This window comes from Flavobacterium mesophilum (assembly GCF_039581405.1).
In the GTDB taxonomy this organism is placed as follows: domain Bacteria; phylum Bacteroidota; class Bacteroidia; order Flavobacteriales; family Flavobacteriaceae; genus Flavobacterium.
The window spans coordinates 109414-130330 of the sequence record NZ_JBCPXZ010000002.1 but is presented as its reverse complement, the minus strand read 5'-3'; the positions used below and the strand labels follow the sequence as shown (position 1 = coordinate 130330).

The window sequence follows — 20917 nt, the reverse complement described above, 5'->3', positions numbered from 1 at the left end:
GCAGAGATTTTCATAAAAACATTTTATAAGCAATCCTTTACTAAAAATAAAAACGTAAGATTTAATCTTACATATCAGTCGTAAAATCAAAATTTTATGAATTGATTTTTGCAAAATTGCTATAAATAGGCTTATAATTGTGGTTTCTACACAAATTCCAATAAAAGCATTCTATTTTGAAGTATTTTGTTCTGCATTTTATACTGTTATTTGGTTTCACTTCGCTGAGTTTTGCGCAGGATAATCCTGTGAAATTTCTTGATATTTCTGATGGTTTGTCTAACAACTCGGTGACGACAATTTTTCAGGATAGCGAAGGTTATATTTGGTTCGGAACTTATGACGGACTTAACCGTTATGATGGCTACAATTTTAAAGTTTTCCGTAACCGAATCAACGACAAAAAATCCCTTTCTTTCAATGCGATTTATAATATCGAAGGCGATTCAAGAAAAAACATTTGGGTTGGAGGCGCAAACGGAATCAGTATTTATAATAAATCAACTGCAACATTTCAGCCTGCGGAATATTTTTCGGGAAATAAAAAGAAAATTTTAAACGATATTATTCATCAGATGCGCTCCGTTTCTGAGAATCTGTTTTTGATTGCTTCTCAAAGTCTGGGTTTAGTAAGTTTCGAAAATGGTTCTTTTATTGGAAAGCAGATTCCCCTAAAAGCTTTAGAAAATAAAATTAATATCAATAATTACGATGCTATTGCAATTCAGGAAGACAAAAAAAACAATCATTCTTGGGTGTACGTGCGCAATGTCGGAATTTGCAGCTACAGTTATTCGGCTAAAACTTTAAAAGCTGTTTTTTCGCTTTCTAAAGAAGTCAAATCAATGAAATTAGCTTCTGACGGAAATCTTTGGCTCGGAACTGACGAAGGTCTTTTTCTATTCAATACCAAAACTGGTATTATTTCAGACAATTATTTTTCGAATAAATGTAGTGTCACCGATCTTTTGGTAGACAAGAAAAAAGAACTTTGGATCACGACAGACGGTTGTGGTATTTACAAAGTCATCGGAACAAATAAAAAAGCCATTTCATTTAATACAGTCAACGAAAATCAGTTGGCAAAAAGCAATTCGGTTTGGAGTTTATACGAAGACAAAGGCGGCAACAAATGGTTTGGTTCGCTTCGTGGTGGCATCAGTATGTTGAGTAATACGCCAAAGTATTTCAAAAGCATTCGCTACAATGCTAAAAATCCGGCCGAAAACTTCATTTTGTCTTTCTGCGAAGATGAAAAAAAGAATCTTTGGGTAGGAACTGACGGCGCTGGTTTGAAATATTGGAACCGAAAAACAAACTCGTACATCAATTACGGAAACAAGCTTTCGAGTCCGTTTATTACTGGAATTATTCGGGATAATAATAATGAAATCTGGCTTTCGACTTGGGCGGGTGGCGTGAATAAAATCAATCCGGCAAACAATTCGGTTACGCAATATTCCTGTTTTAATCCTTTTACGAAACAAATTGAAAAGAACATTTGGTTTGTTTACAAAGATTCAAAAGCCAATATTTGGGCGAGTGCGACCAATGAAGGTTCGCTTTATCTTTTTGACCGAACAAAAAACAGTTTTGTGCTTTTTGACAAATCGGTTACAAACTTGCAATGTTTGACCGAAACTAGTGACGGTAAACTTTGGGGCGGCAATTACACCAGTTTGTTTTCGATCGAAAAAAATACTCGAAAAATTACTAAAGTTTCCATTGGAAATCCAATTCGTTGCATCCACGAAGACAAAGACAAAAATCTTTGGCTGGGAACTCAAGAGGGCGGACTTTTATTGTTTGACCGAAAAAACAATACGTTTAAAAGGCTAACTTCAGATGACGGTTTACCGTCGAATACGATTTTACGACTTCTGGAAGATAAAGAAGGAAATCTTTGGATGAGTACGTACAACGGTGTTTGTAGATTTGATAAAAAGCGACAAACGTTTCGAAATTTCTCCGTTAATGATGGCTTGCAAAGCAATCAATTTAGTTTTAATGCCGGAATCGAATTATCGACCGGAGAATTTCTTTTTGGCGGAATCAACGGTTTCAACATCTTTTTTCCAGAAGCAATAAAAGGCTATAATCAGAAAAATAATTTATTGCTGAGTGATTTCTCGGTAAACAATCAATCAATTGAAGAAAGCAAAGTTGAAGTTTCAGATTCGGGCAAAATGAAAGAAGTTCGTTTGGATTATGACCAAACCGCTTTGTCATTAGAATTTGTGGCGATTGATTACAATAATGCCGATAAAATCAATTACGCTTATTTCTTAGAAGGCTGGGACGAACAATGGAATTATGTGGGTCAAGCCCGAAAAGCAAATTACTCAAGATTACCGGAAGGGAAATATACATTCAAGGTAAAAACAACCAATTTTAAAGGGGGTTGGAATAAAGAAGTCAGTTTAGTTTCTATTCAAGTATTGCCACCTTGGTACAGAACCTGGTGGGCGTATACCTTGTATTTGTTTGCCATTGCAGGCGCATTATTTGTTTATTTGGATTACCAAAAAAATAAAGAAAAGCTAAAGTATAAAGTCAAAATTGCGGAGCTGGAAAGCAAAAAAGAAAAGGAAATTGCCGAGAAACAATCGTCGATGTTTACGTATATCTCGCATGAATTTAGAACGCCGCTTTCGCTGATTATTAATCCGCTGAAAAAAGCCGTTCAGAAGGAACGTGTAGAAAACGGTTCTTCGGGCAGTGATTTGGCGATTGCGCACCGAAATGCCAGACGACTTTTGAGTTTGGTCGATCAGCTTTTGCTTTTTAGAAAAGCCGAGAATGATGCTGATTCTTTAAGATTGTCACCAATTAATGTCAATAAACTTTGTAATGAAGTCTATCAATGTTTTGTAAATCAGGCAAAAGATAAAAATATTAATTACAATTTTGATATTCCGCAGAATGAAATTGAGATTATTGGCGATTATGAAAAAATCGAAATTTCGCTTTTCAATTTAATGTCGAATGCTTTTAAATACACGCCAATTGGAGGTGAAATTAATTTGAGATTGACTGAAAGTAATGCTGAAGTTGAAATGGAAATTTCAGATAGTGGAGAAGGAATCGACAAAGGAGATATTGAGGTAATATTTGAAAAATTCAAGCAAATCAATTCTAAGGTTTCGATTGGAACTGGTTTTGGAATCGGACTTTTTATCGTAAAATATTTTGTTGACAAGCACAAAGGAAAAGTCAGCTGCAGCAGTGAAATTGGAAAAGGAAGTATTTTCAAATTGACATTCTTAAAAGGAAGTGATCATTTTGAAAATGCTGTAATCACAAATGATGTTCAAGTTAGAAGCCAGCTTTTTGACGAATTGATTATTGATGACGCTGAAGAAAACAATACAGCTAACAATCAAGTTGCAGAAACCGATTTCCAAAAAGTAATGCTGACGGAAAAACGTACGGTTTTAATTATTGACGATAATGATGATATCCGAAATTATTTAATCAAAATGTTTTCGGAAAATTATATGGTTTACAGTGCTGAAAATGGGGAAGAAGGATTAAAACTGACTAAAAAACACATGCCAGATTTAGTAATCAGTGATATTACTATGGAGCAAATGGATGGTTTAGAATTGTGCCGAAAAATAAAAGAAAGCAACGATTTGTCGCATATTCCGGTTATTTTATTGACGGCTTCAAAAAATCCTGAAACACATTTGCAAGGAATCAATGATGCCGCCGATGATTATATCATGAAACCTTTTGATGATGATATTTTGGTAGCGCGTGTGGAATCGTTATTGAAAAACCGAAGCAATCTTCGAACGTATTTCTTGGACAGTATTACTTTAAAAGAAAACACGCAAAAAGTTCCAGCGGAATATCAGTTTATCTTGAAGAAGTGTATTGATATTGTAGAAGCGAATATTCATAAAAAAGATTTTACCATTAAAACATTTGCACAGGAAATGGGAATGAGCCACAGAACGCTTTATACCAAAATCAAGATTATTTCAGGACAAACTTTGAATGCCTTTATTCGATCTTTAAGAATTCGTCGCGCCGCGATGTTGATGCTTACTGAAGATATGAATATCGCACAAGCAAGTGCCGAAGTTGGTTTTGAAGATCCTAAATATTTTAGACAACAATTTGTGAAACTTTTTGGAATGACTCCTTCCGAATACATCAAAAAATATAAGAGCTCTTTTAATTCTGATTTGAATATTATCAGTTAAAAATCATCTTTCAAACTTTACATTTTCTTAACAACTCAATTGCATTTTGCGAATGAGAGTGCATTTTTTTGAAAAAACTCAAACGTTTTAGCATCAAAACATCGATTTTTTCAATAATTGCAGATTCTGTAAAAATATTCGGTTATTTTTTAAGACTCGTTAATTTTTAATTATAAATATTAGTTAATTACAATTTTGACCTCCTTTTTTTTCCATTTTACCCCTCCTTAGAAGTGTGATTTAAACATTTCTTTGCACCTGTAGTAACAGATTAAGTGGTGTTACTGTGTAAAATTATAAGTGTTATTTTTTTGATAAGTTTTTAATCAGTTTAAAGAATTGAGCCTTCTTTAAAATAAGATTGTAAGAGTTGGTTTTACGTATTACTTATCTGGCCCGCGACAAAACTGCGGGCCAAAAAAAATAAAGCTTCATTAATAAGAAAAAGAAAAAAAAGGAAATATTAATCAAACTTTACTAACATGACAAAAACCCAACCACCGATTTTTCATTGTCTGTTTTCGTCTCCAAAAAGGAAAAGACAATTTAGATCCTCAAAAGTGAGTCCAACTCATTTAATTAAACAATCACTTTACGCTTAAAAACAAACAAACTAACCTAACCTTAAAATTTAAGAAATGAAAAAAAATATATTTTTATTTTTTCTTGCCGCTTTTGCCATCTTCTTTGCAGGATGTCAAAGCAACGATTCAGATTTCGCTCCATCTGATGATCCGACAGTAGTAGTTGCTACAAAGGAAATTTATGGCGCGCCAAACAGAAAATTCGAAATCAAAGCGGCTCTTGCTGATGATTTAGGATTAAAAAGTGTAGAAATTCAAATTCCAGAATTATCACTTGATAAAGTAATTACATTCGCAACAGATCCTTTACTTAAATCATACGATCTAAGTTACTTTTTTGAAGTTCCAGCAAACAGAGGAACTTCTGAAGCTTTCAAAATCAAATTGACTATTACGGACGTTTCTGGAAATGCCGTTAACGAAGAAATCAATCTTCGTTTAGATGGTGAATTTGCTGCGCCATCAATCACTATGGTTACGCCAAAAGAAGGAGCAGTCATTTTATTGTCAACAAGCAACCAAATGCCGGTAAACTTTGTAGTAAACGACGATTCAGGTATTGATTATGTACAAGTACAGTGCGAGGCTTTAGGAATTAATGAAATGGTTCAATTGACAGGATCTCCTCAGTCTTATACATTCAACAAAACCTATACGTTGCCTGTAACTGCTGCAGATTATGTTTTGACAATTACAGCTAGAGATAAATTTGCGATTCCAAATACAGGATCTTTAAATGTAAATATCGTAGCAACAAACGAATATCCAGCAATCTTTTTATGTGATCAACCAAAAGGAACAAATTTAACAACTGATGCAGTTGGTGTTCCAATGTATTTCCATGAGAAAAGCGGACAAGATTTCGAATTTAAATATTACGCAGATAAAGACAATAAGGAAGTTTATTTCTTAGGTCAAGAATCAGATTTTGCCCCACATTGTTTTGGTTTAAATGCTGCAGGTGAATTAGTGGATGATGTTGCTTCAGCACCAATTATTTTACCAACAAAAGGATATTACAAAATCAAAGTAAACCCAAATACATTAAAATATACTGCTGAAAAATACACGCCAACTAGCAAAGTTTGGGCTGATATCGCCAATGGATTATGGCATGATGACGCGGCACTGAGAAAACCATTTGTAAGTGTTTGCGGTGGCGGAATCAAAGATGCAAACTGGGATACTTGGAATGCATGGGTGATGACAGGATTGCATTTAGCTAACAATGCTTCAAATCCATATCAATTAGTTGGAGAATATACTTTGACAGGAACTATGGAAGCGACTTTTACTGGTCAATGGTGGGATCCTTCTTGGAGATTAATCAAAAACGGTATTTGTACAATGTCGCCAGGTGAAAATGGAAATGCGAAATATCCAGCAACTGCGGGAGTTTACAAAGTAGTTCTTGACACGGAGTTAGAAAGAGTCTTCATCACTAAAAAATAAGTTGTTATGACTTTGTTGTAACATTTAATTAATAAAACAGCTTAATATGAAATTAAAATATATAGGATTTTTTATTGCCCTTATGTGTACTGCGGTATCATTTGGACAAATAAAAATAGGAGGTACTGTTAAGGACAAAGCTTCTGTGCCAATTCCAGGAGTTAATATAGTTGTAAAAGGAACTTCAACTAATACGTCGACAGATTTTGATGGAAAGTTCGTAATCGAGGTTCCAAATAAAAATGCACAACTTGAATTCTCTTTTGTAGGTTTTGCTAATAAATTAGTTCCAGTTGGTGATAAAACAAATTTTGATATTGTTTTAGAAGAATCTAGCCAAGCTCTAGATGAGATTGTTGTTGTAGGTTATGCTGCTGTAAAAAAGAGTGATGTAACGAGTTCTATTTCTTCTGTAAAAGGAAAAGAGCTTCAAACAATGACAGTAGGAAACGTAACGGAATCACTTCAAGGAAAAGTTTCTGGAGTTCAGGTTGTGGGCGCAGGTGGTCCTGGAGCGCAACCAAGAGTTTTGATTCGTGGTATTTCTACAGTAAACTTGAGTACAGATCCCCTTTATGTTGTTGATGGAATCCCAATGGGAACAAGCATCAACTTCTTAAGCAATAACGAAATTGAATCGATGGAAGTTTTGAAAGATGCTTCTGCGAGTGCAATTTATGGTTCTCGTGCATCAAATGGGGTTATCTTGATTACAACTAAAAAAGGAAAAGCTGGAAAAACAAGATTCAATTTTGATACAAGTTCAGGAATGCAAATTATGAACAATCCGTATCATATGGCAGATGCAGTGGGTTATGCAACGATCATGAATACGGCTTACAATAATTCAGGTTATTCAGATTATTTGCCAAATCCTTCACAATACCAAGGTAAAAGTACGGATTGGTGGAACGCAGGAATCAGAAAAGGAAGCCCTGTTGTAAATGCTTCTCTAGGAGTTACTGGAGGTTCTGATAAACATACTTTCGCTGTAAGCTTAAACTACTACAATTCAGAATCTATGTATGAAGTAGGAGGATGGGAAAGAATTACAATGAGAATCGCAAATGATTTTAAATTCTCGGATAAATTCTCTGCTGGAATTACATTAAACCCACGTTATGAAACGTATGGTTCACCTGGAAACTGGGCAGATTTTGACAAAATTGATCCTGTAACGCCAATTTACAAACCAGCAGATCAATTAAACGGAACTGAAAACGAATACAGCATTTATGCTCGTTCTCCATCATACGTTTGGAATCCAGTTGCAGCTGTAAAACGTTATGATGATTTTACAGATCAATACAACTTAAACACAAACGGTTATTTGCAATACACGCCAATCAAAGGATTAGTAATTCGTTCTCAAGCTTCGATTGAAGTGGGTGATATCGTTAGAAATAAATTCAGCCCTGATTTCGTAATTGATGCTGCACACGAAAAAGCAGAAATCAACAGCGTTGAAAAATGGAACACTACTGATGTTAACTGGTCATGGCAAAATACAATTACTTATACTAAGACATTTGCAGAAAAGCACAATGCGTCTTTGATGATTGGTAATACAATGGAAGAATACAACCAAAGTACACTTTGGGGATATGGAGAAGGAGTTCCAAATAATTCTGATTCTATGAGAGAATTAAACGCAGCTACAAAAAATCGTAACAGCAGTGGTACTAGTACTTCAAATTCTTTGATGTCTTATATTTCTCGCTTTTCTTATAACTATGACGGAAAATATTATTTCACAGGTACTTTCAGACGTGATGGTTCTTCAAAATTTATGGAAAACAACAAATGGGCAAATTTCCCTTCAGCATCGGTTTCATGGAGAATTTTGAATGAAGATTTTATGGAATCTACAAAAGATGTTTTGAGCGATTTAAGATTCAGAGCAGGTTGGGGTAAAGTTGGAAATCAAAACTTGCCAAGTGCGGTTTATCAATCTAATATCGGGCAAGGTTTTTACCCAATTGGAGATAATATTGCTGATACTGCTTATCCTTCTACAATGGCGAATAAAGACATTAAATGGGAAACTGTTGAGGATATTTCTTTCGGATTGGATTACGGATTATGGAGAAACAAACTTTCTGGATCTTTGGAATATTACCAAAAGAAAACGCATGATATGCTTTTCTTGAAACAATTCCCAACATACAGTGGTTTTCCTGGATATTCTACAATGTGGACAAACGTTGGTTCAATGGAATCAAGCGGTATCGATTTATTGGTTTCGTATAAAGACAAAAAAGGAGATTTCTCTTGGGGTGCAGATGTGACTTTTACAACAGTAAATGTAAAAATGTTGAATTTATCTGCTGATGGCGAAAAATTATATGGAGCAAGCAACAGAACTTTAACTGTTGAAGGAAATGAGCCAGGATATTTTTACGGATATGTTGCGGATGGATTGTTCCAAAATCAAACAGAGATCAATTCTCATACAGACGAGCACGGAACAAAATTACAGCCTTATGCGCAAGTAGGAGATGTTCGTTTTAAAGATATCAATGGAGATGGAAAAATAGACGATAAGGATAGAACAAAAATTGGTTCTCCTTGGGCAGATTACAATGTGGGTCTAAACCTGAATTTTGGTTATAAGAACTTTGATTTAATTGCGAATTTTTATTCAAGTATTGGAAATGATTTGGTTAACCAAAATATTTCAGATTTATACAATGGTGCAAGTTTGACAAACAAAGTTGCTGGATTGGATCAAATGGCTTGGCATGGAGAAGGGACTTCAAACTCTATTCCTCGTTTGTCAAAAGATGACAACAACGAAAACTTTACAAAATTCTCTTCTTTATATGTTGAAGATGGATCGTATGTGCGTTTGAAAAACCTTCAAGTTGGGTATTCATTCTACAATAAATTCGGTTTGGATAAATTGAGAGTTTCTTTATCAGGTCAAAATATTTGGACTTGGACAAAATTTACAGGAGTTGATCCTGAAGTAGGAGGAGGAGTTTTAGGTTCTGGTTTTGCAGGATGGAATTATCCAGTACAGCCAACAATCTTAATGGGACTTAATGTAGCATTTTAATCAAAACGAACATGAAAAAAATCATATTATCTATACTAACGTTTTCTCTTCTAGCAACATCTTGCAGTGATTTCATTGAAAAAGAGCAAAGAGGAACACAAACTTTGGAAAATTATTTTCAGACTGCACAAGAGTGTGAAAATTATACCAACGAATTAACTCGAAGATTATTAATCCCGAATGACTGGTGGACTTTAATTGCGCCAAGAGTTACGAACGAAATGTCGACTGACGACGCTTGGATGGGTAACACAGGACAAGATAGCGGTGCGCACAGACCATGTTCACAATACATCATCACGCCTGATAACATGGGTGATATGAACAGTATTTACACGGCGCATTTTTATACGATTCAATCGGCAAATATTGGTTTAGAGAAAATGGCTTTATCGCCAATTACCGAAGCGCAAAAAAATCAATACATGGGAGAATCACTATTTGTGAGAGCATATTGCTACTATGAATTGGTGAATCTTTTTGGAGGTGTTCCAGTATATACAACTTCATTAGGAACTGGCGATTTGAAATTACAAAGAGCTACTGCTGCTGATGTTTACAAACAAGTTGAAGCCGACCTTAAAGAATCTGCTGCAAAATTGGAAACTATTCCAGTTAACAGAGAAGGAAGAATCAACAAATGGGCAGCTTATGCTTTATTGGCACGTGTGTCATTGTTCCAAGAAAAATGGGCTGAGGCAAAACAATATTCAAACAAAGTTATTACAGAAGGACCTTATGCTCTTGAAGCTGATTTCTTGAATATATGGAATGTAAATAACCACAATGGTGTTGAATCAATTCTTGAAGCGCAATCTTCATCTGTTCAAGATAAAAGTTTAGGTTCTGCTTTGCCAACTTTAGCTGGAGCTAGAGGTGAAGACAAAAAGAATTTCCCAAGCAACGATGCGGGAGATGTTCTTGACGGTTGGGGATGGTGTATGCCAACAAGCGATTTAGAAAATGCTTATTTATCTGAAAATGATGTAATCCGTCGCAGAAGTACAATCACAAAATGGGGTGAAGCAGCTTACGGAGATGAGGTTTTGAACCCAACACACAAATTCAGTTTAAATGATAATAAATCAGGACGTATTTGCCGTAAATATTATATTCCAGTTGCAACACGTCGTGCATTAGATAAAAAAGACGGTCACTTGCCATTAAACATTCCGTTGATTCGTTTGGCGGAAATGTATTTGACAAGAGCAGAAGCTAGTTACCACACAAGTGGAGATGCTTTGGCTGATATCAACATCATCAGAGCTCGTGTAAAATTAGATCCAAAAACAGGAATTTCTGGACCAACCTTATTAAAACAAATCTACAAAGAGCGTCGTTTAGAATTGGCTTTTGAAGGATTACGCTTATATGATATCCGTCGTGAAAAAGATCCAACAACAGGAAGACCAGTTATCGAATCTTTGATGGGACCAAACGGAACTTTTGTGAAATACAATTTAAGTTCTACAGATCCCTACGAAACTACAAACTTGAGAGAACCTCAGGATAAAGGAATCAATTTTAATCCAGCTAAAAACTTATTATGGCCAATTCCACAATTGGAAATTGACTTAAGTGGCGGTTTAATTACACAAAATCCTGGTTATTAAAATGAGGTTTAATAATCAAAATAAAGTAAGTCTGCTATGTGCAGGCTTGCTTTTCGCAAGTACATTTTTTGTGGCTTGCGATTCTGAAAAATCTGAAAATTCAGGTTCAGAAAGTTCGGTTGCCGAATTGAATGTAAATCTGGATATGAACCTTCAGACGATGGAAAGTTTTGGTGCTTCTGATGCTTGGCAAGCTAATTTTATTGGAAAAAATTGGCCTTCAGATAAAAGAAATAAAATAGCCGATTTATTATTCAGCAAAGAAGTTGATGCTGACGGAAATCCAAAAGGTATCGGATTATCATTATGGCGTTTTAACCTTGGAGCAGGAAGCTCAGAACAGGGCGACGCAAGTGATATTACTGACGAATGGAGACGTACAGAATGTTTTACAACTGATGGTGTGAGTTATAATATGAACAAACAAGCCGGTCAGGTTTGGTTCATGAAAGCGGCAAGAGAACGTGGCGTTGAAAAATTATTGGCTTTCGCCAATAGCGCACCAGTCTACTTGACTCAAAATGGAAAAGCGCACGCGAGCATCAAAGAATTTTACAATTTGAAAGATGGAAAAATGCCTGAATTGGCTGATTTCTGGGTTAATTCCTTAGATAAATTAAAAACTGAACAAGGTTTGACAATCGATTATGTGAGTCCGTTTAATGAGCCACAATATGAGTGGGATGGCTCTGGTCAAGAAGGTTCTCCGGCGACCAATGCTAATATTTACAGTTTTGTAAATGTATTGTCTCCAAAATTACAATCAAAAGGACTTGCAGCTCAAATCGTAGTTGGTGAAGCAGGAGCTTACGAACCACTTTATAAAACCGTTTCTGGAAAAGAAAGCAGATCAAACCAGATTGATTATTTCTTTGGAGCAAATTCAACAAAAAAGATTTCTGGATTGAGCAATGTAAAGAAAACTATTTCTGGACACAGCTACTGGCAAGCTTGGCCGTTGAGCGAAATGATTTCGTCTAGACAATCTGCAGCTTCAAAAATTCAGTCTGTTGGTGGTGTTAGTCTTTGGTCATCAGAATATTGTGTTTTAGAAAGCCCAGGAACTTCTGAATTGCCAGGCGGAGCAGGAGCAGGAAGAGATTTAGGAATGCCTCTTGCACTTTGGACAGCGCGTATTATTAGTACAGATATTGCTTTAGGAGGTGTAACTTCTTGGCAATGGTGGACCGCAATCAGCCGTGGCGATTACAAAGATGGTTTGATTCACGTTGATGATGGAGCAAGCAACGGAGCAGGAAATGCTGATTATTGCAAAAATGACGGTTACATCAGAGATTCAAAAACATTGTGGGCTTTAGGAAATTTTTCATTCTTCGTAAAACCGGGGATGGTAAGAGTTCAAATTCCGAGTGTTGATAATGCAACAACTTTAAATGATGTAATGGTTACTGCTTATAAAGATGCAGCTAATAAAAAATTGGTTGTAGTCGCAGTCAACATCAGTAAATCATCAAAAAGCTACAAATTCAATCTTTCGGGAGGAAGTTTGACAGATAATAAATTAACGCCTTACACCACTTCTGAAACTTTAAGTTTGAAAAAAGGAACAGCAGTTGAGGCTTCTAATTTAGAAATTCCAGCTAGATCAGTGGTGACTTTTGTTGGAAGTTACAAGTAAGAATAAAAAATTAACCGCAAAGGACACAAAGAAGAAGCGCAAAGTTCGCAAAGTTTAAAAGTCTTAGCGTCCCTTGCGTAAATCTTAGCGCTCTTTGCGGTTAAAAAACAAAGTATAAATGAAAAAAATATATATCTCGCTTTTACTAGCAACCTGCTCGTTGTCATTCGCGCAACGAACGGCTACTATAAGCACAGATAATGTAGTACAAACGATGGACGGTTTCGGAGGATCTGATGCATGGAGAACTCAGTTTGTTGGAAAGTGGCCAGAGCAAAAAAAGAATGCAATTGCCGATTTGCTTTTCAGTAAAGAAATTGATGCACAAGGAAATCCTAAAGGAATCGGACTATCAATCTGGAGATTTAATCTTGGCGCAGGAAGTGCAGAACAAGGTGAAAACAGTAAAGTTTCAGATGAATGGAGAAGAAGTGAATGTTTCTTAAACGCTGATGGAACTTACGACTTTTCGAAACAAGAAGGACAAAGATGGTTTTTACAAGCGGCCAAAAAACGTGGCGTTGACAAATTCCTTATTTTTACAAATAGTCCGCCGGTTTTTATGACCAACAACGGATTGTCTTTTGCTTCTCAAAAGAATAAACTGAATCTAAAAGATGGTGCAATTCCAAAATTTGCCGATTTCTTAGTTCAAAGTATTCAAGGATTGGAAAAAAAAGAAGGAATTAAATTCGACTATGTAAGTCCGATCAATGAACCACAATGGGAATGGATGCCAAAACATGGCGATACAAACAGTCAGGAAGGAACTCCGGCAACGAATCAGGAAATTTATGATTTGACCAAATCACTTTCAGAAAAACTGAAAGCTAACAAAATGAACACTGAAATTGTAATTGCCGAAGCTGCTCAAATTGATTACTTGTATGAAAATGTAAACAAAGAAAATCGAGATAATCAGATTGAGTATTTCTTTGGAAAAACAAAAACGAATGTTTCAAAATTCTCCAATGTAAAAAATGTGATTTTAGGTCATAGTTATTTTACGACTTGGCCAGTTGAAAGACAGGTTTTAAGCCGAAAATTAATTGCAGCGGAAATTAAAAGAAATCCGGGTTTAAAATATTGGCAATCGGAATATTGCATTTTGGAAAACCCAGGAGAGAATGAAATTCCCGGCGGTTCTGGAGGCGGAAGAGATTTAGGAATGCAGACCGCTTTGTTCGTTGCAAGACTAATCCACAATGATATTGCGGTAGCAAACGCCGCTTCATGGCAATGGTGGACTTCAATCACAAGAGTAGATTACAAAGACGGTTTGATTTATTTGGATGACGGAAAAAGCAACGGAGGAACAGAACCAAATTATGTTAGAAATGATGGTGAATTCCATGATTCAAAATTGCTGTGGGCTTTAGGAAATTATTCTCTTTTTGTGCGTCCGGGAATGCTTCGAGTTGATGTTCCAAACCAAAATGAATTAGACGCTGCAAACGACGTAATGTTGACCGCATACAAAGATGTTCAAAATAAAAAACTGATTGTAGTGGCTGTAAACTGCGGAAAATCAGCTCAAAAATACAAGTTCGATTTATCAAAAGGAACTTTAAAAAACAATGAATTCACGCCTTACATCACTTCTGAAACTTCAAATTTAAAAAGAAGCAATATTCAGAAAATTGATAATCTGGAAATTCCAGCAAGATCAGTTGTGACGTTTGTGGGGGAATTGCAGTATTAAAATTGTTTCAAGTTTCAGGTTCCAAGTTTCACGTTTGAGACCGAACTTGAAACCTGAAACCTGAAACAAAAAATAACAATAAAAAGAAAAACTATTAATAAACCCAAAAGAAGCTTAGGACCTCAGAATCTTAGCATCTTAGAACCTTTAAAAAAAATGTTTACAAAAAAAATCATTTTACCCGTTTTACTCTTTTCGTGTCTGTCGGCGAGTAGTCAGATATCGTTTGGAGATTCAAAGAAAATCAATGACAGTTGGAAGTTTAATCTACAAGAAACTCCAGATGCAAAAAACACCACTTTCGATGACAGCAAATGGCAGTTGGTAAACGTGCCTCACGACTGGAGTGTAAAAGGACAATTGAGCCCAACTTTGGCGAGTTGTACTGGTTATTTGCCAGGTGGCATTGCTTGGTACAGAAAATCAATTAATATTCCGCAAAGCAAATCGGGCGAGAAAGTGTATCTGTATTTTGAAGGAGTTTACAATAGAAGCGAAGTTTTCATCAACGGACATTCTTTAGGAAAACGTCCAAACGGATATATTTCATTTGCTTATGATGCTACAGAATTTGTGAAATACGGTGGAGAAAATACGATTTCGGTTCGTGTAGATCACAGCCAAAGCGCCGATTCAAGATGGTACACCGGTTCTGGAATTTACAGAAATGTTTGGGTGGTTTATGCAAATCCAGTTCATATTGCACAATGGGGTGTTTACGCTTATCCAGAAGTGAAAAAAGGAGCTGGAACTTTGAATGTTGAGGTTGATGTAGAAAACGGTTCTTCAGCAAAATCATCTTTGATAGTCATCAATGAGTTGTTTTCAAAAGACGGAAAATCGGTTGCTAAATCATCTTCTAAAGTCGATGTTGCTGCAAAACAAAGTGGTAAAATTTCAACGAAATTAAATGTCAAAAATCCGCAATTATGGGATTTAGACAATCCGAATTTATATGAACTGAAAACAACAGTTTTAAAAGACGGAAAAGAAATCGATAAAACGGTTACTCAGACTGGTTTCAGAAACTTCACATTTGATCCAAATAATGGTTTCGCCCTTAATGGAAAATGGATGAAAATGAAAGGGGTTTGTTTGCACCATGATGCAGGAGTTTTAGGATCTGCAGTTCCAAGAGAAGTTTGGAAAACCAGATTAAAAACGTTGAAAGAAATTGGTGTAAATGCAATCCGTACGAGCCACAATCCGCAAGCGCCAGATTTCTATGAACTTTGCGACGAATTAGGATTATTGGTTTTAAACGAAGCGTATGACGAATGGGAATTCCCAAAACGTAAATGGCTAGAAGGTTGGAATTACGGAACTCCAGGTTTCCAAGGTACATTCGACATTTTTGCTGATTATGCAGAAAAAGATTTAGAAGATTTTGTACGTCGTGACAGAAATCACCTTTCTGTATTCGGATGGAGTATTGGTAACGAAGTAGATTATCCAAACGATCCATATTCTCACCCAGTTTTGGATAAAGGAAAAGATGGTTTTGGACAAGCAACTTACGGCGGTTATAAAAAAGATGCACCAGATGCAATGCGTCTTGGAGCGATTGCAAAACGCTTGGTTGCTGCAGTTAAAAAATACGACAAATCACGCCCAACAACAGCTGGTTTAGCAGGTGTGGCAATGTCTAATGAAACAGAATATCCTGGTGCTTTAGATATTACAGGTTACAATTATACAGAAAGCAAATACCAATCGGATCACGAGAAATATCCAAACAGAGTGATTTTTGGAAGTGAAAATGTTCACGATATGGAACCTTGGTTGGCGGTTAAAAACAACAAACATATTTTCGGCCAATTTTTATGGACAGGAATTGATTATTTAGGAGAATCTGGAAGATGGCCTTCAAGAGGATTTTACTCAGGTTTAGTTGATTTTGCTGGAGTGATCAAACCTCGTGGATATTTCCGTCAGTCATTATGGTCAGATAAACCGATGGCTTACCTTGGAACTTATCCGTTGACAAATGACAAGGATATTTCTAAAGATGCATGGGCAATTTGGAATTATGAAGCGGGTCAAAAAATCCGTGTGGTTTGTTATACAAATGCTGCAAAAGCGCGTTTGGAATTAAACGGAAAAGTAGTTGGCGATACAAAAGCATACGATGAAAAAACTGGAATTATCTATTGGGACATTCCATTTGCTTCTGGAAAATTAGAAGCAGTTGGTTTAGACAAAAATGATAAAGAAGTAAGTCGTTACGCAATCAATTCGACACAACAACCAGTAGAATTAACAATTGCTGAAAAAGATATTACAATAAGCAAAGACAAAGGTGTTGCTAAAATCATGGTTCAGGTTAAAGATCAAAACGGTCTTCCTGTAATGCTTTCAGATAATGAAGTGACGTGCACTATCAGTGGGCCAGGAACTTTATTAGGACTTGAAGCAGGAAACAACAGCGACATGACAGATTATACAGATAACGTTCAAAGAGTTTTTCACGGTCATATTGCGGCTTACATTCAGGCAACTGGAGAAGCACAACCAATCAAAGTTAAATTCACGAGTCAATGGTTAAAACCAGTTGAAGTGACTATTAACGTGAAATAAAAGCATTTTCTAAGTCAGAAAATTAGTTAGTTATTTTAAATTTTCGATTAACCTGTCTGCTTTTTTGGTTAGCAGGCAGGTTAATTGTTTTTTATATAGAAAAGTTTACTATATTTACAAGTGTAATATTCACATTTATTTAAGTCAAAATGAAAATAAAAAATAGAATTGCCCTTGCTGTCGGAATTGTTTTGGTATCAGTTTCTTCAAATGCGCAGACTAAAACATTTGGAAAAGAAGAATTCAAACAATGGGCACAAACGCCTCCTATGGGCTGGAACAGCTGGGATTGTTACGGACCAACAGTAGAAGAACACGAAGTAAAAGCTAATGCCGATTATATGGCAAAAGAGCTTAAAAAATATGGATGGGAATATGTTGTAGTTGATATTAGATGGTTTGTTGAAAATGACAAAGCAGGTGGTTACAACCAGACAGATCCGCGTTATGTGATCGATAAATTTGGAAGATATTTGCCAGCGGTAAACCGTTTTCCTTCTGCAAAAGATGGACAAGGTTTTAAACCTTTGGCTGATTATATTCATAAAAAAGGATTGAAATTCGGAATTCACATTATGCGTGGTATTCCTAAAAAAGCAGTTGAAGACAAAATGCCAATCAAAGGCGCAAACGGAATTACGGCAGATCAGGTTTATTCGACAGCGTTGCAATGTGAATGGCTGAGAGACAATTATACAGTTGTGGCAGACAAACCCGGTGCACAAGAATATTACAATTCAATCTTTGAATTATATGCACAATGGGGTGTTGATTTTATTAAAATTGATGATTTGTCAAGACCGTATCACGAAGGTGAAATCAACTTAATCAGAAATGCGATTGATAAATGCGGACGTAAAATTGTGTTAAGTACATCGCCGGGAGAAACACCAATTTCGGCAGCGCCACACGTTACAACGCATGCGAATATGTGGAGAATGGTGGATGATGTTTGGGACACTTGGCCACACATCACACACTTAATGGATGTCGCTCAAAAATGGTATCCATACATCGCGCCAGGAACTTGGCCAGACTGTGATATGATTCCGTTAGGACGTATTTCAGTTAGGGGAGAGCGTGGTGAAGATCGTATGACACGTTTGACAAAAGATGAACAATATACTTTGATTTCATTCTTTAATATTTTCAAATCGCCTTTATTTTTTGGAGGAGATTTGCCAAGTAATGATGCTTTCACTTTGTCATTATTAACAAATAAAGATGTAGTGAAAATGCACAATGAAAGCACTGAAGTAAAACAACTTTTCCAGAAAGACGGAAAAATTGCCGTGACTTCAAAAAATCCTAAAGATGGAAGTGTTTATTTAGCATTATTCAATATTTCAGATATCGTGGCTCAGAATGTTTCTGTAAATCTTTCAGATCTTGGATTTACTGGTTCTGTAGAAGTTTTGAATATGTGGACAGGTGAGAAATCAAAAGTTTCATCGAAAGAAATTAGTGCAGTTTTAAAAGCGCATGCCTCAGTTTTATATCAATTAAAAGGTAAAAAATAATGGTACGCTTTTTAAAAAATAGCCTTTTAGCATTAGTATTGCTTTTTTCAATTCTTTTTATATTCTCAGCATTTGGGGTAAAATCTTCTGAAGAAAAACCAGACAAAGTATATCTTTTCGCTTATTCGACCTTAAAAAATAATGGAAAAAACGGACTTCATTTTGCGTGGAGCACCGATCAGAAAAATTGGTTTTCAATTGGTCCTGAATATAGTTTCTTAAAATCAGATTTTGGAAGCTGGGGACCAACAGGAAAAAGCATGTCGGAGCCGTTTGTAGTTCGCGACAATGCTGGGGTTTTTCATTGTTTTTGGAGCGTAAAAGACAACGTTTTTGCGCATTCTGAAAGTAAGGACTTAGTGAATTGGGGAAGACAAAATTACATCCAAGGAATGAAAAGTTTTGTTGGAAAAGGTCAAGACAAATCGGTCATTTTGAATGTTCAAGTGGAGCAAAAAGGCCGTCAATATTTGGTTCACTTTAGCGAAAGCGGCAAAAATTATGTTAGCACTACAAAAGATTTTAAAAATTACAGTCCATCAGTAATTGATGGCAATTCTTCTTTAAAATTAAGAAACGAAATTACGATTCAAGGCGAAGCAGTTCAAGGAAGTTTGTTTCATGTTGATTGGAGTTTGGTTGACAACATGATTCGCAATATGGAATCGGCTAAATTTAGAGATAAACAAGACAGTTCTACTCCTAAAAGCGACAGTTTGCTTTTTGCGGGTTTAAAACCTGTTAAAGCTCAAATTTCTGTGAATGGGCAACAATCAAAAAAAATCAGCAATATGTTGACAGGTGTTTTCTTTGAAGATATCAATTATGCTGCTGATGGAGGTTTGTATGGAGAATTGATTCAGAATCGTGATTTTGAATATGCGCTTCATGACAAAAAGGAAAGAGACGAAAAATGGAATGCGACAATGGCTTGGAGCGGCGATTTTAAAATTGCAAAAGAGAATCCAATTCATCCAAACAATCCAAATTATGCCATAATTTCAAAAGGAAATATCAGCAATTCAGGTTTTGACGGAATTGCTTTAAAAGCAAATGAAAAATACGATTTTAGTGTTTTTGCAAAAGGTTCAAAAGCAATTGTTCGTTTGAAATCGGCTAGTGGAGAAACTTTGGCGGAAGCCGTACTTTCGTCATCAACTTCTTGGAAAAAGATAAATGTAGTTTTAAAATCGTCTAAAACGGTTAAAGACGCGCATTTAGAAATTAATACCAACGGCGAAACTGCTGTTGATATGGTGTCGCTTTTTCCACAAAAGACATTCAAAAACCGCAAAAATGGACTTCGTTTAGATCTTGCTGATGCGATTGCAGACATGCATCCAAAATTCGTAAGATTTCCAGGCGGATGCGTGGCGCACGGTGACGGATTACATAATATCTACAAATGGAAAAATACGATTGGGCCGTTAGAAAGCAGAATTCCAATGCGAAATATTTGGGGGTATCACCAATCAATGGGATTAGGATATTTTGAATATTTTCAGTTTTGTGAAGATCTAGGTGCCGAAGCAGTTCCGGTTTTAGCGGCTGGAGTTCCATGCCAAAATTCTTCTGATGGAGGTTCAGGACAGCAATTCGGAATTCCGATGGAAGATATGGACGAATATGTTCAAGATGTTTTGGATTTGATTGAATATGCCAATGGAAGCGTGAACACAACTTGGGGTAAAAAACGTGCAGAAGCAGGTCATCCAAAACCATTTAATTTAAAGTATATCGGAATTGGAAATGAAGATTTGATCAGCGATGTTTTTGAAGAACGCTACCGAATGATTGTAAAAGCGGTACAACAGAAATATCCTGAAATAATCGTGATTGGTACTGTTGGACCATTTTTTGAAGGAACAGATTATGTTGAAGGCTGGAAATTGGCAGATGACATGAAATTGCCAATTGTTGACGAACATTATTATCAAACGCCGGGTTGGTTCATCAACAATCAAAATTTTTATGATGGTTATGATCGTACAAAATCGAAAGTGTATTTGGGTGAATATGCTTCTCGTGGCAATAAATTTTACAACGCTTTGGCGGAAGCTCTATATTTAACAGGAGTGGAGCGTAACGGTGATGTGGTTGAAATGGCATCGTATGCACCACTTTTAGCGAAAGAAAAACACACACAATGGAATCCCGATTTAATTTATTTCAATAATGAGGAAGTAAAGCCAACGGTAAATTATTTTGTTCAAAAGTTATACGGACAAAATCCGGGGAATCAATACATCGAAAGTTCGATTAAAGTATCAGATGCAAATCCAGAAGTGAGCAAACGAATTGGAGCTTCGGTCGTAAAAGATGATACTTCGGGAGATTTGATTATTAAATTAGTGAATGTGCTTCCGGTTGCGGTAACGCCATCTATTGAAACAACAAATTTCAATTTGATAGAGAATGTTGATTATACAATATTAACTGGAACACCAGAAAATACAACGGCAAGACCTTCAACGCAAAAGCTGACAGTTAAAGAAGCCTTTTCAAAAGAATTGCCTCCGTATTCGTTTGTCGTAATGCGCATTAAAACAAAATAAGCTTTA

Annotated in this window: 9 protein-coding genes; all 9 read left to right on the top strand. The window is 36.0% G+C overall.

Annotation, left to right across the window (positions count from 1 at the left end):
- The first annotated feature begins 176 nt into the window (after nt 1-176).
- Nucleotides 177-4211 (top strand): two-component regulator propeller domain-containing protein, encoded by a 4035-nt coding sequence (locus AAYQ19_RS05135; protein WP_343534586.1) that lies wholly within the window; start codon nt 177-179, stop codon nt 4209-4211.
- A 638-nt stretch (nt 4212-4849) separates the two neighbouring features.
- Nucleotides 4850-6247, top strand: a complete 1398-nt coding sequence (locus AAYQ19_RS05130) for a hypothetical protein (protein ID WP_343534584.1) — start codon at nt 4850-4852, stop codon at nt 6245-6247.
- Between the two features lie 46 nt (nt 6248-6293).
- On the top strand, nt 6294-9305 hold the full coding sequence (locus AAYQ19_RS05125; RefSeq protein ID WP_343534582.1) for a SusC/RagA family TonB-linked outer membrane protein: 3012 nt from the start codon (nt 6294-6296) through the stop codon (nt 9303-9305).
- Nucleotides 9306-9316: 11 nt separating this feature from the next.
- The gene (locus AAYQ19_RS05120; protein WP_343534580.1) at nt 9317-10918 is read left to right on the top strand and encodes a RagB/SusD family nutrient uptake outer membrane protein; all 1602 of its coding nucleotides are present in this window, start codon (nt 9317-9319) and stop codon (nt 10916-10918) included.
- Nucleotide 10919: 1 nt separating this feature from the next.
- The gene (locus AAYQ19_RS05115) at nt 10920-12557 is read left to right on the top strand and encodes a glycoside hydrolase (RefSeq protein ID WP_343534578.1); all 1638 of its coding nucleotides are present in this window, start codon (nt 10920-10922) and stop codon (nt 12555-12557) included.
- 118 nt (nt 12558-12675) lie between these two features.
- Nucleotides 12676-14259 (top strand): glycoside hydrolase, encoded by a 1584-nt coding sequence (locus AAYQ19_RS05110; protein ID WP_343534576.1) that lies wholly within the window; start codon nt 12676-12678, stop codon nt 14257-14259.
- A gap of 156 nt (nt 14260-14415) precedes the next feature.
- A complete protein-coding gene (locus tag AAYQ19_RS05105; protein WP_343534574.1) occupies nt 14416-16836 on the top strand; it encodes a glycoside hydrolase family 2 TIM barrel-domain containing protein in 2421 nt (806 codons plus the stop codon).
- A 149-nt stretch (nt 16837-16985) separates the two neighbouring features.
- Nucleotides 16986-18356: a beta-L-arabinopyranosidase gene (locus AAYQ19_RS05100; RefSeq protein ID WP_343534572.1), complete on the top strand. Its 1371-nt coding sequence runs from the start codon at nt 16986-16988 to the stop codon at nt 18354-18356.
- Entirely contained in the window at nt 18356-20911 is a 2556-nt protein-coding gene (locus AAYQ19_RS05095; protein ID WP_343534570.1) for an alpha-L-arabinofuranosidase family protein, read from the top strand. The genes AAYQ19_RS05100 and AAYQ19_RS05095 overlap by 1 nt, the downstream gene beginning before the upstream one ends.
- Nucleotides 20912-20917 lie beyond the last annotated feature (6 nt).